17 protein-coding genes are annotated in these 23,470 nt (G+C 51.8%); 9 read left to right on the top strand and 8 right to left on the bottom strand.

Features of this window, described 5'->3' with window-relative positions; genetic code table 11:
* Positions 1–28: 28 nt before the first annotated feature.
* Positions 29–1,990: an acetate--CoA ligase gene (acs, locus tag BUB06_RS06845; protein ID WP_039470903.1), complete on the bottom strand. Its 1,962-nt coding sequence runs from the start codon at positions 1,988–1,990 to the stop codon at positions 29–31.
* 902 nt (positions 1,991–2,892) lie between these two features.
* Here acs and BUB06_RS06850 point away from each other — a divergent pair.
* The 5 genes from BUB06_RS06850 to BUB06_RS06870 all read left to right on the top strand — a co-directional run bounded on the left by BUB06_RS06850 (position 2,893) and on the right by BUB06_RS06870 (position 9,213).
* Positions 2,893–3,285 carry a hypothetical protein gene (locus BUB06_RS06850; protein ID WP_039470905.1) on the top strand — a complete coding sequence of 131 codons (393 nt, stop codon included), beginning with the start codon at positions 2,893–2,895 and terminating at the stop codon, positions 3,283–3,285.
* Between the two features lie 737 nt (positions 3,286–4,022).
* Positions 4,023–6,392 (top strand): TonB-dependent siderophore receptor, encoded by a 2,370-nt coding sequence (locus BUB06_RS06855; protein WP_039470906.1) that lies wholly within the window; start codon positions 4,023–4,025, stop codon positions 6,390–6,392.
* Between the two features lie 172 nt (positions 6,393–6,564).
* Positions 6,565–7,089: a sigma-70 family RNA polymerase sigma factor gene (locus BUB06_RS06860; protein WP_010295759.1), complete on the top strand. Its 525-nt coding sequence runs from the start codon at positions 6,565–6,567 to the stop codon at positions 7,087–7,089.
* Positions 7,086–8,033, top strand: a complete 948-nt coding sequence (locus BUB06_RS06865; RefSeq protein WP_039470908.1) for a FecR domain-containing protein — start codon at positions 7,086–7,088, stop codon at positions 8,031–8,033. The genes BUB06_RS06860 and BUB06_RS06865 overlap by 4 nt, the downstream gene beginning before the upstream one ends.
* A gap of 169 nt (positions 8,034–8,202) precedes the next feature.
* Positions 8,203–9,213 (top strand): AI-2E family transporter, encoded by a 1,011-nt coding sequence (locus BUB06_RS06870; RefSeq protein WP_010295764.1) that lies wholly within the window; start codon positions 8,203–8,205, stop codon positions 9,211–9,213.
* Between the two features lie 182 nt (positions 9,214–9,395).
* Here the strand turns inward: BUB06_RS06870 and BUB06_RS06875 are convergent, their stop codons facing one another.
* Positions 9,396–10,922, bottom strand: a complete 1,527-nt coding sequence (locus tag BUB06_RS06875) for an MFS transporter (RefSeq protein ID WP_039470910.1) — start codon at positions 10,920–10,922, stop codon at positions 9,396–9,398.
* Between the two features lie 383 nt (positions 10,923–11,305).
* Between BUB06_RS06875 and BUB06_RS06880 the strand changes: the two genes are divergently transcribed.
* Positions 11,306–11,680 carry a hypothetical protein gene (locus tag BUB06_RS06880; protein WP_039470911.1) on the top strand — a complete coding sequence of 125 codons (375 nt, stop codon included), beginning with the start codon at positions 11,306–11,308 and terminating at the stop codon, positions 11,678–11,680.
* On the opposite strand, the gene BUB06_RS06885 is transcribed toward BUB06_RS06880, so the two are convergent.
* Positions 11,673–13,160, bottom strand: coding sequence for a mannitol dehydrogenase family protein (locus BUB06_RS06885; RefSeq protein ID WP_039470913.1), 1,488 nt, complete (start codon positions 13,158–13,160; stop codon positions 11,673–11,675). The two genes, BUB06_RS06880 and BUB06_RS06885, sit on opposite strands and share 8 nt — an antisense overlap.
* A gap of 321 nt (positions 13,161–13,481) precedes the next feature.
* Here BUB06_RS06885 and BUB06_RS06890 point away from each other — a divergent pair, with 321 nt between their 5' ends.
* Positions 13,482–14,762: an O-acetylhomoserine aminocarboxypropyltransferase/cysteine synthase family protein gene (locus BUB06_RS06890; RefSeq protein ID WP_010295775.1), complete on the top strand. Its 1,281-nt coding sequence runs from the start codon at positions 13,482–13,484 to the stop codon at positions 14,760–14,762.
* Between the two features lie 63 nt (positions 14,763–14,825).
* Here the strand turns inward: BUB06_RS06890 and BUB06_RS06895 are convergent, their stop codons facing one another.
* The 4 genes from BUB06_RS06895 to nifJ all read right to left on the bottom strand — a co-directional run bounded on the left by BUB06_RS06895 (position 14,826) and on the right by nifJ (position 21,211).
* Positions 14,826–15,893, bottom strand: coding sequence for a L,D-transpeptidase family protein (locus tag BUB06_RS06895; RefSeq protein WP_039470915.1), 1,068 nt, complete (start codon positions 15,891–15,893; stop codon positions 14,826–14,828).
* 184 nt (positions 15,894–16,077) lie between these two features.
* Complete coding sequence (locus BUB06_RS06900; RefSeq protein ID WP_039470917.1) at positions 16,078–16,875, bottom strand: deaminated glutathione amidase; 798 nt, start codon at positions 16,873–16,875, stop codon at positions 16,078–16,080.
* Positions 16,876–16,896: 21 nt separating this feature from the next.
* Positions 16,897–17,433 (bottom strand): cytochrome b561, encoded by a 537-nt coding sequence (gene cybB, locus BUB06_RS06905; protein WP_039470919.1) that lies wholly within the window; start codon positions 17,431–17,433, stop codon positions 16,897–16,899.
* Positions 17,434–17,677: 244 nt separating this feature from the next.
* A complete protein-coding gene (gene nifJ / locus BUB06_RS06910) occupies positions 17,678–21,211 on the bottom strand; it encodes a pyruvate:ferredoxin (flavodoxin) oxidoreductase (RefSeq protein WP_039470921.1) in 3,534 nt (1,177 codons plus the stop codon).
* Positions 21,212–21,623: 412 nt separating this feature from the next.
* On the opposite strand from nifJ, the gene BUB06_RS06915 reads away from it, so the two are divergent.
* Both BUB06_RS06915 and BUB06_RS06920 read left to right on the top strand, forming a co-directional pair.
* Entirely contained in the window at positions 21,624–22,049 is a 426-nt protein-coding gene (locus tag BUB06_RS06915; protein ID WP_039470923.1) for a hypothetical protein, read from the top strand.
* A 248-nt stretch (positions 22,050–22,297) separates the two neighbouring features.
* Positions 22,298–22,780 (top strand): GNAT family N-acetyltransferase, encoded by a 483-nt coding sequence (locus tag BUB06_RS06920; RefSeq protein WP_039471041.1) that lies wholly within the window; start codon positions 22,298–22,300, stop codon positions 22,778–22,780.
* Positions 22,781–22,823: 43 nt separating this feature from the next.
* Here BUB06_RS06920 and BUB06_RS06925 read toward each other — a convergent pair whose 3' ends face one another.
* Positions 22,824–23,450, bottom strand: coding sequence for a LysE family translocator (locus BUB06_RS06925; protein WP_039470925.1), 627 nt, complete (start codon positions 23,448–23,450; stop codon positions 22,824–22,826).
* Between the last annotated feature and the right edge of the window lie 20 nt (positions 23,451–23,470).

Consider the following 23,470-nt stretch of genomic DNA (forward strand, 5'->3'; position numbering starts at 1 on the left):
GGAATGAAGAGAGTGGAGAGTCAGAAGGTTATTGAGAGGCGGTACTCATGGCCTGCTTTTCTTCGAGCAGTTTTTCGACGACGCCAGGATCGGCCAGCGTTGAGGTATCCCCCAGATTGCTGGTGTCACCGGCGGCGATCTTACGCAAAATACGACGCATGATTTTGCCGGACCGTGTTTTTGGTAAAGAGTCCGTCCAGTGTAGGATGTCCGGTGTAGCAATCGGACCGATTTCCTTACGCACCCAATTGCGGACTTCTGTATACAGCTCACTGGACGGCTCTTCGCCGTGATTCAGTGTGATGTAGGCGTAGATGGCCTGCCCTTTCATATGGTGCGGAATACCGACCACGGCTGCTTCGGCAATCTTGGGGTGTGCCACGAGCGCTGATTCGATTTCCGCCGTCCCCAGACGGTGCCCGGAAACGTTCAGCACGTCGTCAACGCGACCCGTGATCCAGTAATAGCCATCTTCGTCACGGCGCGCGCCATCGCCGCTGAAGTACATGCCTTTAAAGGTAGAAAAGTAGGTTTGCTCAAAGCGGTCGTGATCGCCAAACAGGGTTCGTGCCTGACCCGGCCAGGAATCCACGATGACCAGATTGCCTTCCGCAGTGCCTTCCTGCGGGTTGCCGAGGTTATCGACGAGCGCAGGCTGTACACCGAAGAACGGGCGTGTCGCGGAACCAGCTTTCGGCTCAATCGCGCCTGGCAGCGGGGTGATCATGAAGCCGCCCGTCTCTGTCTGCCACCAGGTATCGACGATAGGGCATTTGCCATTGCCGATTTTGTTGAAATACCATTCCCAGGCTTCTGGGTTGATCGGCTCACCGACGGAACCCATGATCCGAAGGGATTCACGTGATGTGCCCTCAATCGCTTTATCACCTTCAGCCATCAGCGCGCGGATCGCGGTGGGAGCGGTATAGAGGATGTTGACCTGATGCTTATCGACCACTTGCGCCATGCGGCTGGCGTCCGGCCACGTTGGTACACCTTCGAACATCAGCGTAATCGCACCGCATGCCAGTGGGCCATAAAGCAGGTAGCTATGCCCCGTGACCCAGCCAACGTCCGCCGTACACCAGTAAATGTCGCCGGGATGATAGTCAAAGACATACTTGAAGGTCAGTGCAGCATAGACCAGATAGCCGCCAGTGGTGTGCAACACGCCTTTGGGTTTACCGGTTGAACCCGACGTATAAAGGATAAAGAGCGGATCTTCCGCGTTCATCTCTTCTGGCGGGCAATGGTCGTCTGCTTTTTCAACCAGTTCGTGCCACCACAGATCGCGTCCGTCCTGCCATTCACCGGTTTTACCCGTACGACGGAAAACGATAACGCTGGTAATAGTGGTGACGTTCGGGTTCTTTAACGCCTCATCAATATTCTTCTTCAGCGGAACCACACGCCCGGCGCGCACGCCTTCATCGGCGGTAATCACTAGCTTGGCGCTGGAATCGATGATACGCCCAGAAATCGCTTCGGGAGAGAAGCCCCCGAAGATAACCGAGTGGATCGCTCCGATTCTGGCACAGGCCAGCATTGCCACGGCCGCTTCCGGCACCATTGGCATATAAATAGCAACAACATCGCCTTTTTTGACGCCCTGTGACTTCAGCACATTGGCGAAGCGGCACACGGACTGATGCAGTTCACGGTAGGTGACTTTTTTACTTTGTGTCGCGTCATCACCTTCCCAGATGATGGCGGTTTGATCGCCACGCTCGGCCAGATGGCGATCCAGGCAGTTTGCTGCCACATTGAGTGTACCGTCTTCAAACCAGCGGATACTGATGTGGCCGGGGTCGAATGAGGTGTTCTTGATCGTTTTATAGGGTTTGATCCAATCGACGATCTTTCCCTGCTCGGCCCAAAAGGCGGCGGGATCGTCAACGGATAGCTGATACATATTTTTGTATTGCTGGGCATTTATCAGTGCATTTTCCGCAATTGAAGCGGGAATAGCGTGTTTATTATGTTGTGTCATAGCGCTTCTCCTTAAACATGTTAATGCTATGTCAAATAATGGTTAATTCTAGTTAACCAGTTATCTTTGTTTCTTTTTTGCGCGATTGATCACGCAATGCAGGAAAAGCAGTGGGGCATTACTTAAAAGATAGTCTTTTGGTTCAGAAAACAGGCAACTTTTTCGTGGTAGTCAAAATGCAGTAAGTGATGTATGTCACAATATGGCTGCCAGCAGAATTATCAGTGCTGTTATAATGTCATAAACGATCAATTCATTGTTTTCAATAGATTATATCTATTGTTATCAAGTTTTTGATCGCCCTTTACGATCAAAAGGCATAAAGATCCCGCTTATTCAGCCGATAGTAAAAATCCTGTTCAGAGTATATTCCTACGTAGGCCAGCTATTTAGCGCGTCCAACTATGGTTGATGTGTTGAAATTTTGTTCCATTTGTTAATTATATGTTGGCTATTAATGAAATAGATTTATCTGATTATCACCGGGCAGATAAGTGTGAATAATCTACACTTTAAGTGGGTTCCACAGCACAGATGTGGACGCTCCTTAAAAAGCGTAAAGATGCCGTGTGCTAGCCGCTAAAAAAAGAAAAATGAAGTGTTATTTTTTGTGTCTGATTCAGAAATATCCGGTTTCCAAAAATAAATAACATAGATATACCCAACATCACTGACGCTGAGTAAGGCGGCAGATGTTTGAGCCCCGGTAGCCTGAGAACGTGTAAACGGTTCCGGTTAGCGAAATTCACTATTTTCATTAGGTGATTTTCTGGGGTGGGGAAGAACACTATTAGTCCGGAAACCTTTTAAATTCCGGTAGGTTGATTGCTTATCAATGGTGTGCCGTGGCGTCATGGTGCGCTGTGAGATATCTTTTTACATAGCATGATGCAGAGGAAACAATGAGTCTGATATTTGGCCGGAATGAGATTTTAGGCATGCTTTCTCAACCAGTTCAGAATGATAGACGTGCTGTGGCGGTGATTGACGAGAAGTGTAAGGTCGTCTGTGCGAATTCTGCCTTCAACGCCCATTTTGGATTGCGTGCTGAAATGAATACGCCCGTCTCAATTGATGATGTACTACCTATCAGCGTGAAGTTTGCCTATCACGATTTTATGACGAATTCCAACATGTTGAGTACGCGTGTGGTTTCGGATTTGTTGTCTGATGGCTTTACCAAAAAGCAGTTAAGTACGCTGTCTTTTTCGAAGCTGAACGTTGAAAATCGAGTGCTTTCTCTGCTGATCCTGAACCAGGATGCGGTTGAGCCTTCGACAAATCTGGCATCGTAAGCTTGAATGATCGGAGATTATCTGGCCGTAAGAATAAAAATGTGGTTTTTCCAGTGAAAAATAACGACAAAAGAAAAATTGTTGTTATTAATAACATTGCTATGGCTGATTTAGCCTCGTTTTACCAACAGCAATCGATTGCGTGGATTATTCTCTGATATCTGCTGACGGCCAGTAGAACGATAAAGCAGCACTGATTTTTCATAAATGAAGAATTAAAGACGTTCTTTATTAATCACGATGCTGTGAAAAGTTAAGAAAAAATAGAGAGTTAACTATTTTATTGCATATAATATGCTTGTTTGAAATAAACAGCGAAACGTTTCGATTCCTTCTGCCTTTCTTCTTGCCTATTCACTCTCCCTTCTGATTACGCGTGAATTATTCCCGTAGACATCATGGTTTATTAAACGCTGGCAATAAGCTCTGTAAATTTTCTTTATTTTTAGCGTGTTGAATCCGAAAGGATGACGAATAAATAAGTAGACTATCGTCTAATTATGGATGTAGTTGAGCCTATATAGCGCTTATCGCCATATAGCACGTTTTGATAAAATCGACGTCAGTTTTTTATTAGTCACCGTATCGGTTTACCAATAGCGACAACGTATTTTCCCTAATATTTCTGATTGATAACGATTACTTTAATTATTTTTCGATTTCTGGTTCCCCTTTTTACTCTCTCAATTGGCATAGCTTCTGAAAACAAGCGTTTCTTATGCGATAGGGGATAAATAATGGTTAAATTCCGTACCCACCTATTGGCGCGTATTTTACGTGCCGGGGTACTTGGGGCATCGCTTGCCTCAGTGCTGCCAATGGCGGCGGCCTATGCTGCGTCTGCGGCACCTGTCCAGCAATATGCGGTGTCATCGGGCCCGCTCAATCAGGTGCTCAATCAATTTGCCCAGCAGGCTGGCGTATTATTGTCTTACGATCCGGCTGTCGTGGCGGGTAAGCGCGGTGCGGGGTTGCAGGGGAACTACAGCGTTGAGCAGGGTTTCCAGCAGATCCTCAGCAACAGCGGCCTAAGCGCACAGTACAGTGCCGATGGCAGCGTGACGCTGGTGCAGCGTACGGCGAGTGAGCCCGTTCCCGTTTCTGCGCCTGTTGTCGCTAAAAACGATCGGATCGTCGTCACCGCTCCACCGAATACCGCGATGAAGCTGGATGTGCCGATTTCAGAGACGCCACGTGCGGTTTCGGTTGTGACAGAGAAACAGATCGAAGAGCGCGGTGCGCAAAAGATCGATCAGGCGCTGCGCTATAGCAGCGGTATTCTGGCGACGCCATACGGGCCGGACAATAAAGCCGAATGGGTAACTATTCGTGGATTTAGCGATCAGTCCCGATTCCAGAATGGTCTGGCTACGCTGAACGAAGATGGATTCTACGGCCAGCAGATTGAGCCGTTCGGCGTCGAGCGTATCGAAGTCCTGAAAGGCCCAGCCTCCGTTCTGTATGGGCAAAACCCGCCGGGCGGTCTGGTTAACGTCATCACCAAACGACCAACGCGTTTGCCGCAGGGGAAAGTCGAGCTGGAATATGGCTCTAACGATTATCGCCATCTGGCTGTCGATAGCGCAGGTCCGTTAAATGATGACGGCTCGGTGCTGTATCGGGTTGTTGCGCTAGCGCGTGATACCTCGGGCGAGATGGACTTCTCGAAGAGCAAGCGCCTTTATTTGGCACCGAGCGTCACGTTCCTCGGAGAAGACACGGAACTGACCGTGTTAGCCAGCTACATGGAGACGAAATCCGACACGACCAACGGCTTTAAGCTGCCGTACGGTACATTACATGGCACGCCGTTTGGCAAAGTCGGCTATAAAACGTCGCTGGGCGAACCGGGAATGAACCGCCACGATACCCGGCAGTTCAGTCTGGGCTATGAGTTCACGCATCATCTGAACGACACCTGGACGTTCCACCAGAATGTGAATTACACCTATCTGAATTTGGATCTGCGCAATGCTTATGCGCTGAGTATGGCTAATGACCGTCAGGCTAATCGTGGGCTGACCTACCGTGACGGTTTTGCGCAAAACTGGGCTACGGACAATCGGTTAGTGGGTGAATGGCAGTGGGAAGATATTGAAAACACGCTATTGCTCGGGTTCGATTACCGCCGTGCCAATACACAAAGCCGCGATGGAAATCTGTACTCCTTTGGCAGTCCTATCGACATCTTTAATCCGGTTTATGGTAATTACACATTATCAGATAGCGACTTGTTCGCTCACCGCTCTGGCCGCCATCAGACTGGCTACTATGTTCAGAACCAGATTAAGTATGACGAGCGTCTGATCTTCTTGCTGGGTGGGCGTTACGACGTGGCGAAGTCTCGCGACCGTAATTTCTCATCAGGCGCGGATACTCGCACCGACGATACCAAATTTACCAAGACTGCTGGGGTAATGTACCTGTTTGATAACGGTATTTCCCCTTACGTCAGCTATTCGGAATCGTTCCTGCCTGTGTCGGGTCGCGATGGTTATGAACGTCCTTATGTGCCAGAAGAAGGCCAGCAGACGGAAGTTGGCGTGAAGTATACGCCGGAAGGTTTTAACGGTTATGCCTCTGCTGCCCTGTTTAATCTGGAACAGAAAAACGTCAAAACGACGGATCCTAAAAACCCGAGTCTAACTATTCAAGCGGGTGAAGCGCGTTCACGCGGCCTTGAATTGGAATTGAGCGGTGAGGTTTATACTGGTCTGACGCTGACGGCAAACTACACATACAATGAAGTGGAAACGACCAAATCAGGTACCGTCGGTGAGGTGGGTAAACGCCTACCGGGACTGCCTGAACAGATCGTGTCTGGCTGGGCGACTTATGCCTTTAACGGCAAGCTGGAAGGATTAAGTATCGGCAGCGGTGTGCGTTATGTGGGCAGCTCTTACGGTGACATTGCCAATTCAGCGGACATGAAGGTTCCAGCTTATACGCTGTGGGATGCGATGATCGCCTATGATTTCAGCAAAGACTGGCGGTTGCAGGTTAATGCCACCAACCTGACAAACCGTAAGTATGTTAGCGCCTGTAACTATTGGTGCTACTACGGTGAAGGCCGTAACGTTAGCGCGAATGTTAGCTATCGCTGGTAATCTTCCTTCTCGACTCTCACTGAAAGAAGCCCTCGGGCTTCTTTCTTTTTGCATGTACGCCATGCAGTACCCTTCTTTTTCGCGCAATCGGCATGATAAACGTGAATAGTCGTTGACTTTGCTTTTAATGATAATGAAAATCATTTCATTGCTGTCACATTGAGCGAATACCGTGAAGAGTCCCACCGCTGTCTGCCTCCATCAGCCTGAAACCTTAAACGTTCAGCAGATTTATCATGACCATCATGCCTGGTTACAGGCGTGGCTGCGTCGACGTTTGGGGTGTTCTCAGCAGGCTGCGGATCTGGCTCAGGATACGTTTCTACGTTTGATCTGCCTGCATCAGGCCGATCGCATCCGTGAGCCGCGTGCCTGGCTGACGACGGTTGCCCACGGGCTGGTGGTCAATCACTGGCGACGTAAAGACATCGAGAATGCCTATCTTCAGGTACTGGCAGAGCAGGAGTTTACTTTTTCACCCTCGCTGGAACAGCAGGCTATGGTGATTGATGCGCTGATGGCCATCGACCAGATGCTGGCGACGCTGCCGGGCAAAGTGCGTCAGGCATTCTTGCTCGTGCATCTTGATGGCCTGACCTATCGGCAGGTTGCTGAACAATTGGCCGTTTCCGAGCGGATGGTGAAAAAATATATGGCACAGGCAATGCTGAATTGTCTATTGTGTCAGGACTTATGATTTCCTCTATTACTTCTTCTATTCCGAAAGATGTTCTTTATGCCGCCTCTGAGTGGTATGCCACGCTGTATGACGAAGACTGCTCCGAACACGAGCGTCAGGCATGGCAGCGATGGTTACATCAGGATGACACCCACCGGCTTGCCTGGCAGCAGGTTGAACAGATTCACGCCCGCTTCCATGCGGTAGACAGCCAATTAGCCTCTTCGGTGCTGAGCAAGCGGGGTGGGGAACGTCGACGCATGCTCAAACTGTTGGCGATTGCCAGCCTTACCGGAGGCGTGGGCTTTAGTCTGCCGTGGGAAAGCTATGCGGCGGATTACCACACGGGAACGGGCGAAACGCGTGAACTCAACATCGAAACGGGGATGACCGTCTGGCTCAATACGGATTCGGCATTGAATCAGCAGGGCAACCCCGCGTTGTCTCAGCCGCTGACGTTTCAATTGCTCAAGGGTGAATTGATGTTGGACAACCGAACGGCCCATGCTGCCCGGTTGACCACGCCCCATGGCGATCTCGCAGCTTCTGCACATTCCTGCCAATTAGCGCTGCGCTATACGTCCGCCCACAGTGTCCTCTCCATTTTTAGCGGTGAGGTCTTGCTACAAACGGCCGTGCCCGCTGCGCAGCGTGTGACGGCAGGGCAGCAGGTTATCTTTACCCGTGACAGGAGCAGTGAACCTGTGCCCGTTGAGAATTTCCGCCAGAGCTGGCGTAAAGGGCAACTGGTCGCGGATAACATGCCGTTAGGACAGTTCATTAATGAAATTGCCCGCTATCACCACGGTTATTTTCATGTTGATTCTGCGGTGACGACGCTACGGATTTCGGGCGTGTTTCCGCTACATGAAACCGATCGCCTGCTTGAGGCTGTTGCCCGGACGCTGCCAGTGAAGGTGACCCGGCGTTTTTCCTGGTGGGTGGATATCCGTCCGAGCTAAAACACGGCTGGTATTTCGCGGGTAAAACACCAAAAATATCCCTCGTTTGTTATCACTCCAGAATAGACGTAAATCTGGCGTATATATATCAATCTGTTGGTACCGAAAAAGGCGTAACATACTCCACAAAGAGTACCCTCGGCGTTGCCTCTTCATACGGGATGTCATCATGCAGTTACTAAATCTGAAACAAGCTCGCCTGTTGAGCTTTTTCTTTATTATGGGTGGCCTGCTTATATTGCTGCCTTTACGCCTGCTAGCCTGCTTTATCGCTGGTTTTTTGGTGTATGAAATTGTGAATTTACTGACGCCCTATTTTCAACGGGTCATCAGCGGTAAGCGCGCCCGCTGGATTGTGGTCGCGGTGATCAGCACGCTGGTCGTCAGCCTGTTGAGTCTATTGTTTGGCAGTCTGGTCGGGTTGTTGATGCAGGAAATGAAGGATACGGCGGCCTTCAATGTGCGCATTGGCTACATCCTTAATGACATCCAGCAGCAGATCGTCCACTACTTACCGGGGTATCTGCCGGTCAGTATTGAAGAGCTCCAGCACGAGCTGCTGCAATGGGTTCAGGCGCATATTGTGATGTTGCAAAACATGGGGAAAAGTTTTCTGCATGGCTTTGTGACGATGCTGATTGGTATGGTACTGGGCGCGATTGTCTCGCTTTATAATGTCGATAAAGACACGGAAAAACCGTTACTCAAAGCGGAGTTATTACGCCGGGTTTCGCTGTTGTCAGCCTCGTTCCGCAACATCGTTTTCGCGCAGGTGAAAATCTCTGCGGTTAACACGGTGCTGTCTGCCATTTTCATTCTTGGCGCTCTGCCGCTGTGTGGTATCCATCTGCCGTTTGCCAAAACGCTGGTGGTGCTTACCTTCGTTTTCGGCCTGCTGCCAGTGATTGGTAACCTGATCTCCAATTCGATCGTTTTCCTGTCTGGCTTATCGCTTTCATTGCCGATTGCGCTGGTCGCGCTGGTGTATTTGATGCTGATTCACAAGTTGGAATACTTCCTGAATGCACAAATCGTTGGGACGAGGATCAAAGCGCACGCGTGGGAAATCCTGCTGGCGATGTTGGTGTTTGAAGCGGCGTTTGGCTTGTCCGGTGTGATTGCTGCCCCGATATACTACGCTTACCTGAAAAGCGAATTGAAAGAAGCCTCGTTGATTTAATCCTGCATTTTGGCAGGTGATTGATGCGATCGCCTGCCTATCCTACCCGTTCTGTTAATCAGCAAACGCAGGCCTAAATGAATCAGCCCAATACGAGATTGGGCTGATTGTTTTTAGTTGATAACAGTTAATTGATGCCTGTTTTCAATCGATGCTTGTTTCCAATAAACGAACGTCTTCAATTAATGCTGTGCAGTCGCAACCTGCGGTTTAGCCTCTTCTGACTGAACACCTAACGGGTTGTTACCCCAGCACTTCTCATATTCCCAGCCCGTCAGTTCTTCTGCGACAGCGCGAGCATGAGCCGGGACATCGGCAATCGCGCCGCCCGCTTTGATACGTGCAATCTCTTCCAGCAGAATGGCGTGGTTCTTACGATCCAGCTTCATTTGCGTGGTGTAGTAAATCGCAATCAGCGCAAGACCGATAACACCCAGCGAGAACACGCCAACAATCGCCTGTACGGCAGATTCCGGCTGCACTGACTGCCCGGAGACAAAGCCGAATTGGCTCAGCGTCCAGCCCATCGCGAAGACAATCACAGAGCGAACCATTTTACCGGCAAACGTCATGGCACCAGCGTAAATCCCTTCACGACGACGCCCGGTCAGCACTTCATCCACATCGGCCAGGAAGGTATAAACCGTCCAGGGAATGTAGTAGATACCGCCCGTGCTCAGGCCAAATACGGCAGTAATCGCGAACAGAACAAAGATGGTCATCTCTTCTGACCAGTTAGCGAAATAGAGTGCGGCATAGGCTATCACGCTGACAATTACTACCATCAAGGCCAGACGGAACGGCCGCGCAAAGCCCATTTTGACGCAGATACCGATAAAGGCTGCGGTAGAAATGAGCTGCATAATTGAGCTGAAGCTATTGAGGTGTGATACCAGCGCCGTGTTCTGCTTCAGACCAAAGACGATGAAGTAGGTGAACGCGGAAGCGAACAGCCACTCAGCACCAAAGCCAAACAGGTACATCCCCAGATGCTTGCGGAAAATACGCAGGCGGAAGGTGGAAACCATATCCACGCTCAGCTTTTTCATCGCTTGCCACAGGCTGGACGTGCTTTCATGGACGATTTCGTTGACCGGACGTTCCCAGGAGGTCATATACAGCGCGATCATCGCCGCACACATAATGGCACCGTAGACCAGACCGGTGTAGAAGAATGGCGTTGCGGAATCTTTACCGTAGATAGCAATAAATTGCCCAGGAATGAACGCCGCCAGGAAGTTGGCGATTTTACCGAAAATGGCTTTAGAACCTGTCAGCTTAGAGCGCAGTTTAAAGTCAGAGGTCATTTCGGTAGCCAGCGTCTCATACGGCACCATGATCGAGGTGTAAATCAGCTCGAATAGCACGTAGGTTGCCAGATAGTACCAGAAGCCAAAGCCTTCAACCCATAGCATGGGGTAGACCAGAACCAGTGGGACACCCAGCAAAATAAAGAAGCGGCGGCGGCCAAATCGGCGACCAACACGGGTGTTGTAGAAGTTATCGCTGATGTACCCCATGATGGGGTTACTGACGGCATCAATGATGCTGGCAACGGAGAAGATAGCAGCAGCCTGAACCAATGTTAACCCACAGAATGTGGTGTAAAAATACATCAGCCATGCGCCGCTGATAGCAAGCGCGCCACTGCCAAGCAGGTTCGCGCTGCCGTAGCAGAACGTGTGTTTAAAAGAGATTGGTTTATTCATGATCAGCCTAATTACAAAGATGAAACAATATTTCAGTTCTATTGAACTATCATTTCTTTATCATTTGCTCTATTGAAAAGAAAGTAAACTGGCGATCACGCTTTAGGGCGCTTTTAATGGTGATCTGTCAGACAGATCATGAAATAAGATATTTTAATTTGCTTTTTATAATTATTTGATCGTGCGTTTATGTTCTTAATTTACAAAGTATGTAAATTTATTACGGGAAAGCATTATGCGTGCAGATTGGCGACGAGGCGATAGTGGGCGCTGCCCCACAAATCGATAGCATGATGTGAAATAACGCATTGACCGCAGAGAGGAAATGTCGTCATCATCCCGCCCAGTTCAATCTACTGTATTCCCTCATCAGGAGCCGTAACGTGAGTCATTTGCTGGCCTATGCCATTATTTATGTGATTTTTATTGCCGTAGTTGGGTTGTTTGCTTTTCAGGCCTGGTTACCGTCTTCCGCCCCGCTTGGGCTAAGAGATCGTGCGGGTATTTTGGTCGGGGTATTGCGTTGCGTTACGCTGTTTCTCATCGTTTCTGCAATGCAAATTTTGTTTCCCAATTCGCTGCTGGATAAGCTTGTCTGGCTGGTTGCCGCAGCGATGTTGGTGATCGCGGTTATTGGCGCGGGAATGAGTTGGTCATCGCTGCCGTGGCTGGATGAAACAAAAGGTAAAGGCCGCACTCTGTCGCTGGGTGCCCAGAGTGCGGTATATCTTGCGCTGCTTGGATTTATCGTTATTTAAAGTCTTGTACCAGTGCGGCCACGGTGTTCTTCGCGCCGTGATCGCGCAGCTTCAGATAAGCCTGTGCGATAGCGTTGAAGACATCGTGGTTTGCTGACAGATCCTCGCCGAAAATAGAACGAATATTGAGAAACGCACTGACCCGCTCGGGGCTATCTGACGTTTCCGCAACGACCTGTCTGAGCTTATCAGCCAGCGGATCGCGGATCTCGATAGGGTTGCCCGCGTCGTCTTTTCCGCTGACATAACGCATCCAGCCAGCGACCCCTAATGCCAGACAGCGATAGTCTCCGCCATTACGCAGATGCCAGCGTAGCGATTCCAGCGTGCGCTGAGGCAGCTTTTGTGAACCATCCATCGCGATTTGCCAGGTTCGATGCTTGAGCGCTGGGTTGGAAAAACGAGTAAGCAACTGAACCGCATAGTCTTTCAGGTCGATATCCACCACGCTGAGCGTCGGTGCCTGCTCCAGCAGCATGAGATGAGACACCGCACGGCGATAGTTCTCGTCATTCATACAGTCGCTGACGTGATCATAACCGGCGAGATAGCCCAGATAGGCTAAAAACGAGTGGCTGCCGTTCAGCATGCGCAGTTTCATTTCTTCAAACGGCAGTACGTCATGCACCAGTTGCACACCCGCTTTTTCCCACTCAGGGCGTCCGGCAGTGAAATGATCTTCGATCACCCATTGAATAAAGGGTTCACAGGCTATCGCACAGGGATCGGCGACGCCGAGGTGATCGGCAATTTCCTGCAACGCTTCTGGCGTCGCGGCAGGGACAATGCGATCCACCATCGTATTCGGGAAAGAAACCTTGGCCTCGATCCAATCGATCAGACTCTGATCATTGAGCCCCGCAGATTCCAGCACGGCGGCTTTGGCCGTTTTGCCATTCTCCGGCACGTTATCGCACGAGAGGACGGTGAACGGCGCAATCCCGCGCTCGTGACGCAAGCGCAGCGCTTCCGCCAGTAACCCCGGCACCGAGGCGGGATGACGAGGATCGATGAGATCCTGTTGAATCAGCTTATTGGTCCGATCCAGCTTGCCGCTCGTTCCGTCCATACAATAGCCTTTTTCGGTAATCGTCAGGGAAACGATGGCGGTTTCTGGCGCGGCGAGTTTCTCAATAATGGCAGTAATGCCTTCTATTTTGGCATGTAACGATTCACACACGGCACCCACGACAATCGGCTGATTGTTCGTCGCCGCTTTTTCCAACACGGTAAACAGATGATCCTGCTGACGTAGCGCAGTGATCATGGTGTCGTCGCTGAACAGCACGACTTCACAAATTCCCCAGTTTCCTCCCACCATATTCAGCACGCGATCGGTGAGCAGTGCCTGATGAGCGCGATGAAAAGCACCAAAACCGATATGGACGATGCGTGGCTTCAGCGCCTTACGATCGTAGTGGGGGAATTGGACGCTAGCAGGCAATTCGCAGGTAGCGATATTTTTTATTTTATCAGTCATTTATTGCGTTTCGGGTGGGGGGATTCATAACGTTAAAAGTAGCCGTGATTTGCAGGCGGTGCAATACGTGACGCGCAGATAGGTTACGGTGCGCACGTTTTTTTCTCTGCGCAAATTTTATCGCTTTTTCAGATTTGGTTCAGCGGCGGATCACGGTTTTGTGAGGGGGCTTCAGCGTAATAATGTAACGCTGAAATTTAGTCTTGTTTTTACTAACTTATCTCCATTTCTTCTACATCATCAAGTGCTTTTCCCGATCGCTGTCTGCTATTTTGTCTGGATATTTTCCTCACTCCAACGATCAACAAAAAGGTCTGTAAGATGAAACTTGAATCCCTCGCGCTACATCATGGTTATGAATCTGAAGCGACAACGAAGTCCGCCGCCGTGCCGATTTACCAGACGACCTCTTACACATTTGACGACACGCAGCACGGTGCAGATCTGTTTGATCTGAAGGTGGCGGGCAATATTTATAGCCGTATCATGAACCCAACGAATGCGGTGCTGGAACAGCGGCTGGCAGCTATTGAGGGTGGCATTGGTGCGTTGGTGCTTTCATCCGGTATGGCGGCAATTACCTATTCGCTCCAGGCACTCACGCAGGTTGGGGACAATATTGTCAGCACCAGCCAGCTGTATGGCGGCACCTATAACCTGTTTGCCCACACCCTGCCGCGTCAAGGGGTTGAGGTGCGGATGGCCTCTTTCGATGATTTTACGACGCTGGAATCGCTGATTGATGAGCGCACTCGCGCTGTTTTTTGTGAATCTATCGGGAATCCGGCGGGAAATATCGTCGATATTGCCAAAATCGCGGAGATTGCGCATCGCCACGGCGTTCCGGTGATTGTTGATAACACGGTGGCGACACCTGTGCTGTGCCGACCTTTTGAGCACGGCGCAGATATCGTCGTCCATTCACTGACCAAATATATCGGCGGTCATGGCACCACCATCGGCGGGGCGATTATCGATTCCGGCAAGTTTGACTGGGTTGCGAACAAAGCGCGTTTCCCGTTACTGAATGAGCCCGATCCTTCTTACCACGGCGTGGTGTATACCGACGCTTTCGGTCCGGCGGCCTATATTGGGCGCTGCCGCGTGGTGCCGCTACGCAATACCGGTGCGGCGCTTTCTCCTCACAGCACGTTCTTGCTGTTGCAGGGGCTGGAAACGCTCAGCCTGCGCATCGAACGCCATTGCAGCAATGCGGAAGCGTTGGCTGGCTATCTGAATCAGCATCCGTTGGTTACCTGGGTCAACTATGGCGCGTTGCCAGATAGCCCTTACAAAGCAAACTGCGACAAAATTACCTCGGGTAAGGCGTCTGGGATTATCAGCTTTGGCATTAAAGGCGGGAAAGCATCAGGGGGGCATTTTATTGATGCGCTGAAGATGATTTTACGACTGGTGAATATTGGCGATGCCAAATCGCTTGCGTGCCATCCGGCAAGTACCACGCATCGGCAGTTGAATGCGGAAGAGTTAGCGAAAGCGGGAGTGAGTGAGGATCTGGTCAGAATTTCGGTCGGTATTGAGCACATTGACGACATCATCGCGGATGTGGCGCAGGCGCTGGAAGCCTCACAGAAAAAGTAAACGGTAGGGACGCTAGAGAAACGCGTTGGAAACCTGAATGGGTTTCCAACGCGTCATAGGCGATTACGAACGGTTAGCGTCGGCTGCGGTCGTCGTCTGTGCTTCAACTGGTGCGACATTTTGCACGGCATTGAGGCTATCTTGCGGCTGTGCTTCTGGTGCAACAGGTGCTGCAACAGATTCAACCGGAATAGCTGGCGTGGCTTGTTCGATCAGACCATTGATTTTGGTCGGCATACCAGAACGTCTCTGGATTGCCTGATCGACTTCGCTAGTGTTCACGCTGGCGTCGGCCAAAACTTTGCTCACTTTTGGTGTCATGCTGATCGGTGCCGGAGAATCAGAATGGAATTCTTCTACCGTGCGAGACAGCGGATTGTGAACTTCAACATAGCGTGAACCATCTGGCTCAACGGTGGCTTTCACTGGCTCATTGATGAACTGAACGCGAGTACCGACCGGAACGTTGTTGAATAGATACTTGATATCATCGGCGCGCAGACGGACACAGCCGTGGCTTACACGTAGACCAATACCGAAGTTGGCGTTGGTGCCGTGGATCGCGTACAGGTTACCGATGTACAGCGCGTACAGCCCCATTGGGTTATCTGGACCAGCCGGGAAAACTTTTTGCAGGGTTTCACCGCGTGCCGCATATTCTGCGTGCATCTTCGCGGTTGGTGTCCAGGTTGGGCCCGCTTTCTTGCGCTGAACGGAGGTCGTCCAGTTAATCGGCGTATCTTTACCTAACTCACCAATGCCGATTGGCAGCACGACCACGGTCTTGGAGCCTTTCGGGTAGTAGTACAGACGCATTTCTGCGCTGTTGATGACAATGCCTTCACGCGGTGCATCTGGCAGAATCAACTGATGAGGAATAACCATTTTGCTGCCGGGAATCGGCAGGTAAACGTCCGCATCTGGGTTGGCTTCCATCATGTTGCTCAGGCCCATTTGGAACTGTGCTGCAAAATGTTCCAACGGCTGTGTGCTATCTTCCGGTACGGTGATTTCGATATTCTCGCCTACCAGTCGGCTGTTAGCCGCAGGCAGAGGATAAACAACGGCAAAAGCGGCCTGGCTGAATGCGGCGGCTGCAAGAACTAAAGTAAAGATCGCGCGAATACTCATTTTCGTTTCTTTATTTGAGTGGTAAATGCACCCCCCGAATCAGGAGGCTGGTCTGCTAAGGTCGCGATGACGACCGGATGCGCATTATATGTGCAGAATGGCCTCCGAGGGAAACAACATGTGTAACTAATCACACTTTTTGGCGCACGAATGAGAAAGAAAACCCCTTAGGGTGAGGTGCGACTCAATTTTCCTCTTCCAATGTGGGTTTGTTAAAGCGGCGATTAGCCAGAACTGGAAGAATCTGACGGGCGTAGGCCAGTCGTTCTGGGTCAATGTCGGCATAGATGAGAGCCGATGTTTCCGGTGCCTGAACTACGACAACGCCTAAAGGATCGACCACCATGCTGTTGCCGATATTCTTGACGCCGCATTCGCCAACGGCGACGAGATAGGTCGTGTTTTCCAGTGCTCTGGCGCGCACCAATAATTCCCAATGCGCTTCTTTCAGCGGCCCCTTAATCCAGGCCGAAGGAAGAACAAGTACGTCTGCGCCGTCTAGTACCAGACGGCGTGCAAGTTCAGGGAAGCGGATGTCATAGCAGGTCATCAGCCCGACGTTCAACCCGGCGATGGTCAACAGCGGCGGAACGTCTTCGCCTGCCAGCACATTCTCCGATTCCTGTACGGAAAACGCATCATACAAGTGCAGCTTCCGGTACTGAGCAACGATCTCGCCGTTGCGCAGCGCCAGCAGCGTATTCCAGACTTTCCCTTCGCCATTCGGGATATGCACACACAGCATGGTCGTCAGATTGCTGCCTTTACTGGCTTCCAGCAGATGCGAGATAAACGGGCCATCAAGCGGTTGAGCAGCGGTGAGCACCATGTTGGGATTGGTGATATCGCGAGCCAGCACGCCTTCAGGCAGCACCAGCAGGTCAGCACCGTTTTGCTGTGCTGCCGACATGAACTCAGTGATAGTCGTGGCGTTTTGCTGCCATTCGCGGTCAACGGCGAATTGTCCCAGTGCGACTTTCATGCTTGCTCCTTCGTGGCCCGATTAATCGCGCTTGGCTGGCATCATGCGCAGCAGCGTGTTGTCTTTCATAACATAGTGGTGGAACAGGGCAGCGGCGGTATGCAGGGCAATGAGCCAGTATCCTAACGGTGCCAGTGTTTCATGCCAACCGATCAGCGTTTCAGCCAGGTCAAAATTTGGTGTCGCGGCTGTTGGCATGCCGATACCAAAAAGCATCCAGTCCCGACCGCTGTAATAGCGCGAGGCAACGCCCAGTATCGGCAGCGTGATAAACAGCAGGTAAATAACGGCGTGGGTAAGTGAGCCCAGCGCACTTTGCCAACGAGATGGCGCTGGCGTAATGGCTGGCGAGGTATGCCGATGGCGCAAGAACAGGCGAGCCAGCATGAGAACCAATATGGCTACACCGCAGCTAAAGTGCGTCACCATCATCACGGTGCGCAGCAGCGAACCGCGTTCAGCAAATCCGCGTAGCTCGATGGTGGCATAAGTCACAACGAGCAACAGAAAAACCAGCCAGTGCAATGCAATTTGCGATGGTGCGAACTTTCCTTTCATGTTTCGTCCTCTGCGACGTTGAGAGCGGTTTGACACCGTAACGAGCGAATAATCTCATAAAGTATAAGGTAACTTGCGTCTTGTCAGCCCCTCTTTACCATGCCTGACAAACTGGACTATCTGCGTTGGATTTTTCGGTATTCACCCTCGTTTGGATAGGGGAAAACGCAACGGCCCGTAAGGGTGGCGGCCAGGGATGGCACGCCATAAAAAAACCGGCCGAAGCCGGTTTGGAGCGGAACGATTATTCCTGCGGGTTTTTCTCTGTCTTGACTGCCATCATCGTCAGGAAGTCAAAGCGGCGACGCAGATCCAGCTCCGCTTCTTCATAGAGCTGTGCGGTTTCTTCCGGCATCATGCTATTCAGGCGGCGGAAGCGTTGCTCTTTCATCAGCGTTTCACTCAGGCTGCTTGATGGCGGACGAGAATCAGTGACCAGCGCGGCTTTCCCTTCTTCGGCGCGACGTGGGTCGAAGCGGTAGAGCGGCCAGAAGCCGGTTGCCGTTAATTGACGCATCTGATCGTGGCTGAATGCCAGGTCGTAGCCGTGCTCTTCACACGGGCTGTACGCGATAATCAGCGATGGGCCTGGCCAGGCTTCGGCTTCCTGAATCGCTTTCACCGTTTGGTTCAGCTGTGCGCCCAATGAGATCTGCGCGACATATACGTGGCCGTACATCATGACGTTGATGCCGAGATCTTTACGCGCTTTGCGTTTGCCTTTCTCGCCAAATTTGGTGACGGCGCCCAGCGGTGTCGCCTTGGACTGCTGTCCACCGGTGTTGGAGTAGCACTGCGTATCCAGCACCAGCACATTGACGTTTTCGCTCAGGCTCATGACGTGATCCAGCCCGCCGTAGCCGATATCGTACGCCCAGCCGTCCCCGCCGATAAGCCAGATGGATTTATCGACAAAGTGGTCGGCTTCGCTCGCTAGTACCTTGGCGTCGTTATCATTGATAGCTGCTAGCAACCCACGCAGCTGTTCAATCTGCTGACGGCGCAGATCGGGGGCGATGGACTCTTCCTGCAACGCGTTAACCAGATCCGGCGGCAATTGCGGTGCTAGCTTGTTGAGCAGGCGCACGGCACGCTGACGGTGTTGATCGACGCTCAGACGGAAGCCCAGACCGAATTCGGCGTTATCCTCGAACAGCGAGTTAGCCCAGGCCGGACCGCGGCCGTTGGCATCAGTCGTCCACGGCGTGGTAGGCAGGTTACCGCCATAAATAGACGAACAACCTGTCGCATTCGCGACTAGCAGGCGATCGCCATAGAGCTGCGTCAGCAGCTTGATGTACGGCGTTTCGCCACAGCCGGAGCAGGCGCCGGAGTATTCAAACAGCGGCGAAATTAGCTGAGAAGTACGGATATCGATACGTTCCAGCGTGGATTTGTCGATTTCCGGTAATTGCAGGAAGAAATCGAAGTTCTCTTTTTCCGCCGTCAGATTATCCAGACGGGATTCCATATTGATGGCTTTGATTTCTGGGTTCTGACGGTCTTTAGCCGGACAGACTTCTACGCACAGGTTACAACCGGTACAGTCTTCCGGAGCGACCTGCAACACGTATTTCTGACCGCGCATATCGCGCGCTTTCACATCCAGCGATTGTAGTGAGGCTGGTGCATTTTCCATTGCGTCTGGCTGAACAACTTTGGCGCGAATAGCCGAGTGCGGGCAGGCGGCAACGCAGTGGTTACACTGCGTACAAAGCTGCGGCTGCCACAGCGGAATCTCTTCCGCGATATTGCGTTTTTCCCACTTGGTGGTGCCAGTCGGCCAGGTGCCATCGGGCGGCAGGGCAGAAACGGGCAGCGTATCACCCAGCCCAGCCAGCATCGCGGCCGTGACGGTCTTGACAAAATCGGGTGCGGCGTCGGAAACCACAGGCGGCCACTGCGGGCTGTCTGGATTGACGACTTCCAGCGGCACTTCTGCCAGCGCTTCCAGCGTGGCGCTCAGCGCCTGCCAGTTACGCTCAACCAGCTCCTGACCTTTACTGCCGTAGCTCTTGGCAATGGCGGTACGCAGTTTTTCTATCGCCACATCGGCCGGCAGAATCTGTGACAGGTGGAAGAACGCCATCTGCATGACGGTATTAATACGCGCGCCCAGATGACACTCGCGGGCAATCTTGGCTGCATTGATGCAGTACACGCGGGCATTGCGCTGATTCAGTCCCGCCTGCACTTCCTGTGGCAAACGGTGCCACAGATCGTCGCTGCTATACGGCGAGTTGATCAGGAAAACGCCGCCGGGCTTCAGCCGTTCGACCATGCTGTATTTGTCGATAAACTGCCACTGATGGCAGGCGACGAAATCGGCTTGATCGATCAGGTAGGCTGAATTGATCGGGTGCGGGCCCACACGCATGTGGGAAACGGTCAGGCTACCGGCCTTTTTCGAGTCATAGACAAAGTAGCCCTGCACAAACATCGGCGTGGTCTCACCAACGATTTTGATGGCGTTCTTGGTCGCAGAAACGGTGCCGTCACTGCCCAGACCGTAGAACAGAGCTTCGAGTGACGCGCTGCTGGGAAAATGTTGTTCCGGCAGTGGCAGAGACAGGTTGGTGACATCGTCATAAATCCCGACAGTGAAGCGCGGTCGTGGGTTAGCAAGTGCTAACTCATTAAAGATAGCCTGTATGCACTGCGGGGTAAATTCTTTGGAAGACAGTCCGTAACGACCACCAATCACGCGTGGCATAAGTGAACGCTCACTTGCGGAGAACGCCTCGGCCAGCGCGGTCATCACATCGAGATACAGCGGTTCTGCCAGCGCACCCGGCTCTTTCGTGCGGTCCAGCACCGCGATGCTCTTAGCCGTTTGCGGAATGACGGCCAGCAGATGCTTGGCAGAGAACGGACGATACAGGCGGATTTTCACCACGCCGACTTTCTCGCCGCGCGTCAGCAGCGTATCGATCACTTCTTCGCAGGTGCCGACGCCGGAACCCATCAGGACGACGATCTTGGTCGCTTCCGGGTGGCCGTAGTATTCAAACGGCTGGTACTGGCGTCCTGTCGCGGCAGCGAAATCGTTCATCGCCTGTTCAACGTGCTCATAAGCCGCGTCATACCAGCGGTTAGTGGCTTCGCGCGCCTGGAAGAAGGTATCCGGGTTAGACGCGGTACCTCGAATCACCGGACGTTCCGGTGTGAGCGCTCGCTCACGGTGTGCATCAATGGATTTCTGTGGCAGAAGCTGGCGGATCACGTCATCGCTCAGCGGCTCAATCTTATTGATTTCGTGTGAGGTACGGAAACCGTCGAAGAAATGGATAAACGGCAGACGGCTGTTCAGGCTGGCGATTTGCGAAATCAGCGCGAAGTCCTGCGCTTCCTGCACATTGCTGGCGCACAGCATGGCACAACCCGTCTGGCGCACGGCCATGACGTCCGAATGATCGCAGAAGATAGAAAGCGCATGTGTCGCAACCGTACGGGCAGCGACGTGTAGGACGAACGGGGTTAGCTCACCGGCCAGCTTATACAGCGTGGGGATCATCAGCAGCAGACCCTGCGATGAGGTAAACGTGGTGGCGAGCGTACCCGTCTGCAATGCGCCGTGGACGGTAGCGATCGCGCCGCCTTCCGATTGCATTTCAACAACGCGGGGCGTATCTCCCCATATATTCAGCCCGCCGTCGCTCGACCAGGCGGCCGCGTGTTCAGCCATGCTGGAACTGGGAGTAATCGGGTAGATGGCGATGACTTCATTGGTTCGCCAGGCCACAGAGGCGACTGCGTTATTACCGTCGGTGGTGATCATGACTTATAGCCTTCTTGCTCACTAAGCCTTTCATTTTACATGGTCTTTTGAGGCGATGAAAATGATTGGGCATAAACGAAAATACGATTTTTATCGGAGGATTATCGCATTTCAGGAAAAAAGAGGGTGGAACGATGTGTGCGGAGTTGTATCAAACTGTGTTTTATCTCCGTCATACTTCAAGCTGCACGCGCGTTGGCTTTCTATTCTATCTACATCTACGCGCAGCTCTGGCTTTAGGAAGTCCGTGTTTCCTAAAATTGGGCATATTATACACCGCTGAGCGAGTTGATGTCTTTTTGTACCTATTGAAGGGTATCGCCGCATGATTTTGTTTGCTCATTACTGCCATGACAGGTAGCGTGCTTATACTAAAATAACATCTGTAATCAATGTATGAAGGAACCGAACGATGGCAAATGATGAAATAAAAAATAAATTGGTTTCCGTACTGGCTTCACAACAGGCTCAGGGGAAAACGCCAGAACAGGCCGTCGAACACATCCTTCAGGCCTTGGGGGGAAGAGCGGGTGATGTGTCCCGTATTTCGGTTTTGACGTCGACATTAATTGCTGATGTGCTTTATACCGTGTATCAGGAGGCGATCACATACCAGCAGGTTGCGGTGATTTTACGCAAACTGTGTTACGCCGCTCGCGACATTGCCGTTGCATCACACGCCATCTATCCCCAACTCACCATTCAGGAAATCGGCCAGCTTTTGCAGAGCTCAGAGATTTATCCGACGATCGATCGCGCCGCATTACTTGATGCGCTGACCTACGCCAACTTTTCCAAGGCGGAAAGTGAGCAGGTTGCTGACACTCTCGGCGTTTAAAAGAAAAAACGGCCAGATTGATAACTTTCCTATCGCCGCTCTCGTGCTATTGATTGAGCGAGAACGGCGAGCCTGACATTCTCAACCTAACGTATTCCCTCCTTCTCTATATGACAGAACTCGTCATATCGTTGTGTAACTGATTTTAAATCCGGTAGCATGGCAAGCCTTGGTCATGGTTAGCATTGGAAAAATTAGCACCGGAGAAGAGAGACGTTATGAACCCAGCACTTCTGGACCCAGCTTTTATGGATATAGCCATCCGTCCCGCGCAGAAATCAGATGCGAGCGTGATTCTGGATTTAATCATCGAACTTGCCGTGTATGAGAAAGCGCGCCACGAAGTCCTGGCTTCGCTTGAGGATATTGAGCGCTCGCTCTTTGGTGAGGGGGCGACGGCTGAAACGCTGATTTGCGAGATTGATGGTAAGCCTGCCGGTTATGCGATTTTCTTCATGAGCTACTCAACCTGGCTGGGGAAATACGGCATCTATCTGGAAGATCTCTACATCGCGCAGGCGTATCGTCAAGCGGGAGCGGGCAAAGCGCTGCTGAAACAGGTGGCGCGTCTTGCACAGGAAAGACAGTGCGGACGGCTGGAATGGAGCGTGCTGGACTGGAACCAACCCGCGATCGATTTCTATAAGAGCATTGGCGCGAAACCGCAGGATGAGTGGGTGCGCTATCGGATGGACGAAAAGGGCATCGCTGATTTTGTCACGGCATCGTAACGGTGTCGCTCCTGCCAGCCGGAAGGCAGCAGGAGCCAGTCAATTAACGCGTTGACGCCGCCAACGTGGTGCCTGCCAGAATAAAGATCCCGCCCGTCGAGCGGTTAAACAGCTTGATGCGGCGCGGGTTGGAGAAAAGGCCCGATAAACGACGGCCGGTGCAGGCATAGATAAACATGATGCTGAAATCGAAGACTGCCCAGGTTACCGCCAGAATGATCAGCTGCAAGGCGTGTGGGGCGCTGGTATCGATAAAATTTGGGAAGAGTGCGGCGAAAAACAGCAGATCTTTCGGATTACTGATCCCGACCAGAAAGCCTTTGCGGAATAGCGGAAACCAGCCAAGAGTCGAGGCTTCCTGCACGTTCTGCACCGTAGTGGTCATATCCTTAGAGCGCCATGACGCGATACCCAACCAGATGAGATAAACCGCCCCAATAATTTTTAATACGGTAAATGCAGTGGTTGACGCAGCGAGGATGGCACCTAACCCCAATGCTGAACAGGACATCAAAATCATTGCCGCGCTGACGCCGCCGAGTACGGTTGCTGTTGCGCGTGAAGCGCCGTAGCGTAAACCGTGCGACATGCTGATTAAGGCGGATGGGCCCGGAATGGCAATCAGAGCGATGATGATGCCTGTATAAGCCAGCCAGAGGTGAAGGCTCATGGTTTCTCCTGCGTGTAGTT

The organism is Pectobacterium carotovorum, assembly GCF_900129615.1.
GTDB classification, from domain to species: Bacteria; Pseudomonadota; Gammaproteobacteria; order Enterobacterales; family Enterobacteriaceae; genus Pectobacterium; species Pectobacterium carotovorum.